This window comes from Tissierella sp., assembly GCF_052089545.1.
Lineage (GTDB): Bacteria > Bacillota > Clostridia > Tissierellales > Tissierellaceae > Tissierella_A.
Map to the genome: position 1 here is coordinate 5987 of NZ_JBQDAA010000009.1, position 7657 is coordinate 13643.

The 7657-nt window shown below is 28.4% G+C and carries 9 protein-coding genes; all 9 read left to right on the top strand.

What is annotated here, in order from left to right; all coding sequences use genetic code 11:
• Nucleotides 1-1777 (top strand): pyruvate formate lyase family protein (locus ACTHW2_RS01675; protein WP_442261991.1); only part of this gene is annotated, 1777 nt, incomplete at its 5' end.
• Between the two features lie 21 nt (nt 1778-1798).
• Nucleotides 1799-2575 carry a pyruvate formate-lyase-activating protein gene (gene pflA / locus ACTHW2_RS01680; protein WP_442261992.1) on the top strand — a complete coding sequence of 259 codons (777 nt, stop codon included), beginning with the start codon at nt 1799-1801 and terminating at the stop codon, nt 2573-2575.
• Between the two features lie 97 nt (nt 2576-2672).
• A complete protein-coding gene (locus ACTHW2_RS01685; protein ID WP_442261993.1) occupies nt 2673-3317 on the top strand; it encodes a Crp/Fnr family transcriptional regulator in 645 nt (214 codons plus the stop codon).
• A 118-nt stretch (nt 3318-3435) separates the two neighbouring features.
• Nucleotides 3436-3795: a CidA/LrgA family protein gene (locus ACTHW2_RS01690; RefSeq protein ID WP_442261994.1), complete on the top strand. Its 360-nt coding sequence runs from the start codon at nt 3436-3438 to the stop codon at nt 3793-3795.
• Entirely contained in the window at nt 3792-4484 is a 693-nt protein-coding gene (locus ACTHW2_RS01695; protein WP_442261995.1) for an LrgB family protein, read from the top strand. The genes ACTHW2_RS01690 and ACTHW2_RS01695 overlap by 4 nt, the downstream gene beginning before the upstream one ends.
• A 15-nt stretch (nt 4485-4499) precedes the next feature.
• Nucleotides 4500-4976 (top strand): peptide-methionine (S)-S-oxide reductase MsrA, encoded by a 477-nt coding sequence (gene msrA, locus ACTHW2_RS01700; protein ID WP_442261996.1) that lies wholly within the window; start codon nt 4500-4502, stop codon nt 4974-4976.
• A 48-nt stretch (nt 4977-5024) separates the two neighbouring features.
• Nucleotides 5025-6356: a DNA-methyltransferase gene (locus ACTHW2_RS01705; RefSeq protein ID WP_442261997.1), complete on the top strand. Its 1332-nt coding sequence runs from the start codon at nt 5025-5027 to the stop codon at nt 6354-6356.
• Nucleotides 6357-6479: 123 nt separating this feature from the next.
• A complete protein-coding gene (locus ACTHW2_RS01710; protein WP_442261998.1) occupies nt 6480-6809 on the top strand; it encodes a DUF1292 domain-containing protein in 330 nt (109 codons plus the stop codon).
• Nucleotides 6810-6929: 120 nt separating this feature from the next.
• A partial coding sequence (locus ACTHW2_RS01715) for a TIGR01212 family radical SAM protein (protein ID WP_442261999.1) occupies nt 6930-7657 on the top strand: 728 nt, incomplete at its 3' end.

Sequence of the window (7657 nt, forward strand, 5' to 3'; positions counted from 1 at the left end):
TCTTACAGGACTTCCAGATGCCTATGGTAGAGGAAGAATAATAGGAGACTATAGAAGAATTGCACTTTACGGTTTAGATTTTCTAAAGAAGGAAAAAAAGCAAGATTATGAAAATATAGTGTCTGATGCTACAGAGGAAATTATAAGAATTAGAGAAGAAGTATCTGAACAAATAAGAGCACTAGATTCAATAGGTAAAATGGCTGATAGCTATGGAATCGATATATCAAAACCAGCTAAAACAGCTCAAGAAGCAGTACAATACTTATACTTTGGATATTTAGCTGCTATAAAAGAAAATAATGGAGCCGCAATGAGCTTTGGAAGAAATACAACATTTTTGGATATATATATAGAAAGAGACTTAGAAAAAGGAATAATAGATGAAGTATATGCTCAAGAGCTAATAGATCAACTTGTAATAAAATTAAGAATGGTAAGACATTTAAGAACACCAGAATATAATGAATTGTTTGCAGGAGATCCAAATTGGATTACAGAAGCAATAGGTGGAATGGGTGAAGATGGAAGAACTTTAGTTACTAAAACTTCATTTAGATTTTTACACACACTAACAACACTGTCCCCAGCACCAGAGCCTAATATGACAGTACTTTGGTCAGTAGATTTACCAAAAGGATTTAAAGAATACTGTGCTAAAATGTCAATAGAATCAGGTTCAATTCAATACGAAAATGATGATTTGATGAGACCAATATACGGTGATGACTATGGTATAGCTTGTTGTGTGTCGGCAATGAAGATAGGAAAAGAAATGCAATTCTTTGGTGCACGTGCAAATCTTTCTAAAGCTTTACTATATGCTATAAATGGTGGAATAGATGAACTTAAAAAAGACAAGGCTGGCAATCCTTTAAAAGTAATTGATGGTATAGAAAGTATAGATTCAGAAGTTTTAGATTATGACGAAGTAGTAGCTAACTATGATAGGGTAATGACTAAGCTTTCAAGACTTTATGTAAATACGATGAACACAATCCATTATATGCACGATAAATATGCATATGAAAAAGGACAAATGGCTTTACACGATACAGAACTTCATAGATATATGGCATTTGGAATAGCTGGACTTTCAATAGTTGCAGATGCATTAAGTGCTATAAAACATGCAAAAGTAACACCTATAAGAGATAAAGATGGAATAGCAGTAGATTTTAAAATAGAAGGTGACTTTCCGAAATATGGAAATGACGATGATAGAGTAGATTCTATTGCAGTAGAAGTAGTAGATAAGTTTATAAAAGAACTTAAAAAGACTCCAACTTATAGAGGGGCAGAACACACTTTATCAGTTCTTACTATTACATCAAATGTGGTATATGGTAAGAAAACAGGCTCAACACCAGATGGAAGAAAAAAAGGAGAGCCATTTGCACCAGGTGCAAATCCAATGCATGGTAGAGATTCTAACGGAGTACTTGCTTCACTTAATTCAGTAGCAAAATTACCTTATGAAAATAGTTGTCAAGATGGAATTTCAAATACACTTTCTTTAACACCGGAAACATTGGGTAATAATACTAAAGATAAATTAAATAATTTAACAGGAATAATGGATGGTTACTTTGAGCAAGATGCATTCCACTTAAACGTAAATGTATTAAATAGAGAACTTTTAATAGATGCTATGGAACATCCTGAAATGTATCCAACACTTACAATAAGAGTTTCAGGATATGCAGTACACTTTAATAGACTTACAGAAGAACAACAATTAGAAGTTATAAATAGAACATTCCACGAAAGAATCTAAGAGACTGAAAGGAGAATTAAAATGGTAGAAGCAAAAATACATTCAATAGAGACAATGGGGCTTGTAGATGGTCCTGGCATAAGAACAGTTTTTTTTCTCCAGGGATGTCCTTTAAGATGTTCTTATTGCCACAATCCAGATAGCCAATCAATGTTTTCTAAAACACGTATAACACCAGATGAGGTTGTAGAAATGGCTAAAAAATATAAATCTTATTATAAGAGATCTGGAGGAGGAGTTACTTTTTCTGGAGGAGAACCTTTAATGCAAGGTGAGTTCCTTGTAGAAACTTTGAAAAAGTTAAAGGCTGAAGGAATAAACACAGCAATAGATACTAGTGGCTATGGTGATAGTAGATATTATAAAGAGATTTTAAAATATGTAGATGTACTTCTTTTAGATATAAAACATTTTGATAATGAAGGATATAAAGAGATTACAAAGAAGTCAATAGGAGGTTTTTATAAATTCTTATCCTATTTAGATGATTTTCATGGTACAATATGGTTCAGACATGTAATGGTACCATCAGTTACTGATAATATGGAGAGTATAGAAAAGCTATTTGATAATGTAAGACATTTAGCTTCGAAAATAGATAGATTTGAAATACTTCCTTACCATAGAATGGGACTTGAAAAATATGAAGAGTTAAATATGGAATATACTTTAAAAGATGTTCCAGAAATGGATAAAAAAATAGCTAAAGAGTTTCAAGAAGTATTAGCTGGTATGTTAGAAAAGGAAAAGAAAAACCTTCATAAAGATAAAAAAACATGCAACCATATATGTGTCTAATTTTCTTTAGTAGGTGATAGTAATAAAAAATTGTAATATTTGTAATACTAATTGTCAAAATTGTAATGGGGATTCATGTATTCAAAATATACCCCTATTGTCTAGCTTAGATGATACTGAGTTAAATCAAATATCGAAAGGTGTAGTAACACGTGAATTAAAAAAAGGTGAGCATATTTTTAAAACAGGTGACAAAGCAGATAGGCTTTATATAATATGTTCAGGAAAAGTGAAGATATACAATATACTTCATGATGGTAGAGAGCAAATTTTATATATATTTGGATCTGGGGACTTTGTAGGAGCCTTTAATCTTTTAAAAGAAGATGAGTACAAATATAATGCTGAAGCTTTAGAAGATACTGTAGTAAGTACTCTAACCAAAACAAAATTTGATGAAATTGCTATAAAAAATCCTAATATAACATTAAAGATTTTAGAAAAAGCGTATGAAAGAATAAGGCGTGTAGAAGATTTAGTAGATAGACTATCTGCGGGTAATGCAAATTCTAAAGTGGCAGGCCTTTTATTAAGCTTAATTGAAGATTTTGGTAATAAACAAGACAATACCATAGTATTAAATCTTTCTATCAATAGAGAAGAAATGGGTAGCTATGCAGGTATCTCGAGAGAGACTATGACAAGAAAATTAATTCTTTTTAGTGAACTTGAAATTATTACACTAAAAGGAAACAAAAAAATAATAATAAATAATATAGAGAAATTAAAAGAGCTATTATAATTTAAATTATAATAGCTCTTTTAATTTATTTATAAAGCACTATATATACATATATGATAAAATAGATATAAAGGTAAAAAATAAATCAATAATATATTTAAAGAAAGGAAGGTTTTTTTTGAATAGATTGGGACAGCTTGGACTTATTTTAGTTATACTTTTATTAGGTGATATTTTACAAGTTAAATTCAATATACCAGTTCCTGCTACTATACTGAGTATGATAGTATTGTTTATATTAATGTTATTTAAAATCATCAAGTTAAAGTGGGTAGAAGATATAGGAAATACTTTATTAGATAATCTATCCTTATTATTTATTCCAGCAGGTGTGGGTATAGGTAGAGAACTTCATATATTTAAAGGAAATATGTTAAGTTTAGCAATTATTATATTTATAAGTACTACTGTTGTTATAGTTGTAACTGGATATACAGTACAAGCTTTAGAAAAAAATAAAAGGAGCAAAAAAATATGATAGAATATTTAAATACTCCCTTATTTGGTGTGACACTTACTATTGTAGTTTTTACAATCAGTAATTTATTTTATAAAAAGATGAAAAGTCCATTATTAAATCCAATAATGATAAGTATAATATTTATTATTTGGTTTTTAAAATATTTGGATATAGATATTGAAAGTTATGAAAAAGGTGGAGATATTATAAACTTCTTTTTAGCTCCAGCTACAGTTGCACTTGCAATACCTATATATAAAAAGTTGGAATTATTAAAGAAAAATCTTATTTCTACGTTAATTGCTATATCAATAGGATCCCTTGCTGGGATACTTTCTGTAGCTATACTAAGTAAACTTTTTTTACTTGATGATATGCTTATGTTATCTCTTATACCAAAATCAACAACAACTGCCATAGCTATTGATATATCAGAACAAATAAAGGGAAACCCTTCAATAACACTAGCTTTTGTATTAGCAACGGGAATGTTGGGAAATATATTAGGACCTAGCATATTAAAAGTTTTTAAAATTAAAAATAAAATAGCTAAAGGTGTAGCACTAGGTACAGCTTCTCATGCTATAGGAACAGCCAAAGCTATAGAACTTGGACAGGCGGAAGGAGCTATGAGTTCACTTGCAATTAGTATTGCTGGTGTTATAACAGTTTTTATAGCTCCACTTATTGTAAATCTTATAATATAAGAAAGGATGAGAAATATGAAAGAAATTTATTTAGCAGGAGGATGTTTTTGGGGAGTTGAAGAGTATCTATCTAGAATAGAAGGAGTAGTTGGTTCAGAGGTTGGATATGCAAATGGTAATATAAAAAATCCAAGCTATGAACAGGTTTGTAGTGGAACTACCGGTCATACTGAAACAACTCATATAGAATTTAATGAAAAAGTAATATCTTTAGAAGAGGTCTTGAATAAATTTTGGAGTATAATAGATCCAACTCTTATAAACAAACAAGGTCCAGATATAGGAAGTCAATATAGGACTGGAATTTATTATACAGACTTAGAAGATAAAGATATAATATTAAAAACGCTAGAAAGGCAAAAAGAAAAATATAAAGATCCTATAGCTACTGAAATAGAGCCATTAAAATCCTTTTATAAGGCTGAAGAATATCATCAAAAATATTTAAAGAAAAACCCAGGGGGCTACTGTCACATAGACTTAAATGATTAAGATATACCCTTAAGGGTATATCTTAATTTAAATAAAGGAGAATGGTCTATGGATGTAATAAAAATGATGCCAGATATAATAAAGAAAAGTGAAGTAAAATTTAAAAGTCTTAAAAATAAAAAAAATGATAAGTTGAATAAAGAAATAATATTTTCTAAAAGAAATAAAAACGATAGTATATCTAATAGATTATATATATGGGATAATATAAAGGTTATGAAAAACTTATTAGATGAAGGCTATGAAGAAAAACTAGACCTTATATATATTGATCCCCCCTTTTTTTCTAAAGCCAATTACAATCATAGGGTAGAATTATTAAATAATGATAAAAAACATATAATAAAACCTTTTGCCTATGAAGATACATGGAAAGATGGATTTGTAGAATATCTAGAAATGATAACAATAAGACTTTTTTTTCTAAAAGCACTTCTTTCAAAAAGAGGAACTATATATGTTCACTTAGATTCAAAAGCTGTTCATTATGTAAAAATAATTATGGATTATATATTTGGTAGAAATAGGATTTTAAATGAAATAATATGGTCATATAAATCAGGTGGAACAGGAAGGAGAAGCTTTTCTAGAAAGCATGATAATATATTAGTTTATACTAAAACAGATAAATATATATTTAATCCGCAAAAAGAAAAATCATACAATAGAGGATTAAAGCCATATAGGTTTAAGGGAGTTAAAGAATATAAAGATGATATAGGATGGTATACGCTTGTAAATTTAAAAGATGTATGGAATATAGATATGGTAGGTAGAACATCAGGGGAAAGGGTAGGATATGCTACTCAAAAGCCTGAGAAGTTGTTAGAAAGAATAATTCTATCTTCGACAGATGAAACATCTATAGTAGGAGATTTTTTTGCAGGTAGTGGAACTACAGCAGTTGTGGCAGAAAAATTGGGACGAAAATGGATCATTTCAGATATAGGAAATATTTCAGAGTCTGTAATAAGAAAAAGGTTATTAAAGATGGGATTAATTAATTATGAAATTTTAAGTCAAAAGAACCTTTTAAGTCCTAAGGCAAAGATAGATATAGATATAAAAAATAATAAGTATAAAGATATTTTAGAGATGAATCTTAAAAGATATAGTGTAGATATTGAAAAAATTCAAATGGAAGAAAATAATAAAGATATAATTTCAGAAGTTTTAAAAGGTGACTCTTTAAACTTAATAGAATATATTGGGATTGGATACAAAGATAAAGAAGGAAGTTTAATAATATTTAAAGAGTTAAATATAACCTTTAAAATAAAAGATGAAATTTTAGTAAATAATTATAAGAAAAAATATGAAAACCTATATTTAATAGTTATAGATATATTAGGAAATAAGATGTCTACAAAAATAATTTAAAATAATAAACTTATAATATAATAAAATTATTATTTTACTATAGAAAATGGGTTTTAATATATATACATAAGGGGTATAATTAAATATAGACATATAACAGAAAAAAACAAGGAGGAATAGATTATGAAAGAAGAAATGGACAATCACGAACATGATGAAAATTGTAATCATGATCATGGGCACGAAGGTGAAAAAGATATAATTTATTTAACATTTGAAAATGATGAAGAAGTAGAATGTGAAGTAATGGGAATATTTGAGGTAGAAGACAAAGAATATATGGCGTTATTTATAGAAGCTGAAGGTGCAATTTTACTTTATCAATACAAAGAATCGGATGAAGATTTTGACCTAATTCCAATAGAAGATGAAAAAGAATTGGAATTAGTTTCTAATGCTTATGTTGAACTTTTTGAAGATGATGTAGAGTATGGAGAGTATGACGACCAGTAATAATTATGAAAATAAAGTACTTTGCAAAAGTAAAGTACTTTGTTTATATACTTTTTTATTTATAGTATGATATAATAGTAGTAAGAATAATTAGATTATTCTAGATTTAGAGGTGAAGTTTTGAATAAAATAGAAGTATATAAGAGTTATTCAGATTTTTTGAAGAATGAATTTGGTGAAAAGGTTTATAAAATTCCTATAAACTTGCCACTTACGTGTCCAAATAGAGATGGGAATTTAAGCTATGGCGGATGTACATTTTGTGGCGAGGAAGGTGGAAGCTTTGAAAATTTATCCCATACACTTTCTGTGAAAGAACAAATGGATAAAAACATGGAGTATATTGGTAGAAGATATAAGGCAAAGAAGTTTATTGCTTATTTTCAAAATTTTACTAATACTTATTTAGAACTGGAAAAATTCAAACAATATATAGGGGAAAGTATTAGAGATAATATAGTGGGAATATCTATATCTACAAGGCCTGATTGTATCAATGATGATTATTTAAAGTTTTTAAGTGAGATACAAGAAAAATATAAGCTTTTAATAACTATAGAACTGGGTCTTCAAACAGTAAACTATCATAGTCTTATTAAAATTAATAGAGGACATGGTTTAAGTGAATTTATAGATGCGGTACTTAGAATAAAAAAATATAATTTAAGAATATGTACTCATTTAATACTAAATCTTCCTTGGGACAACATGATAGATACTATTGAAAATGCAAAGTCTGTATCAGCACTTGGGATAGACGAAATAAAACTTCATGCTTTATATATTGTAAAGGGAACTAAAATAGGAGATCAATATGAAAATGAAGAATTTCAAATGATTTCTAAAGA

Excerpts from the sequence above, each read along its gene's own strand:
- pflA (WP_442261992.1), top strand. The coding sequence starts at position 1,799 with ATGGTAGAAGCAAAAATACATTCAATAGAGACAATGGGGCTTGTAGAT.
- ACTHW2_RS01695 (WP_442261995.1), top strand. The coding sequence starts at position 3,792 with ATGATAGAATATTTAAATACTCCCTTATTTGGTGTGACACTTACTATT.
- msrA (WP_442261996.1), top strand. The coding sequence starts at position 4,500 with ATGAAAGAAATTTATTTAGCAGGAGGATGTTTTTGGGGAGTTGAAGAG.
- ACTHW2_RS01705 (WP_442261997.1), top strand. The coding sequence starts at position 5,025 with ATGGATGTAATAAAAATGATGCCAGATATAATAAAGAAAAGTGAAGTA.
- ACTHW2_RS01710 (WP_442261998.1), top strand. The coding sequence starts at position 6,480 with ATGAAAGAAGAAATGGACAATCACGAACATGATGAAAATTGTAATCAT.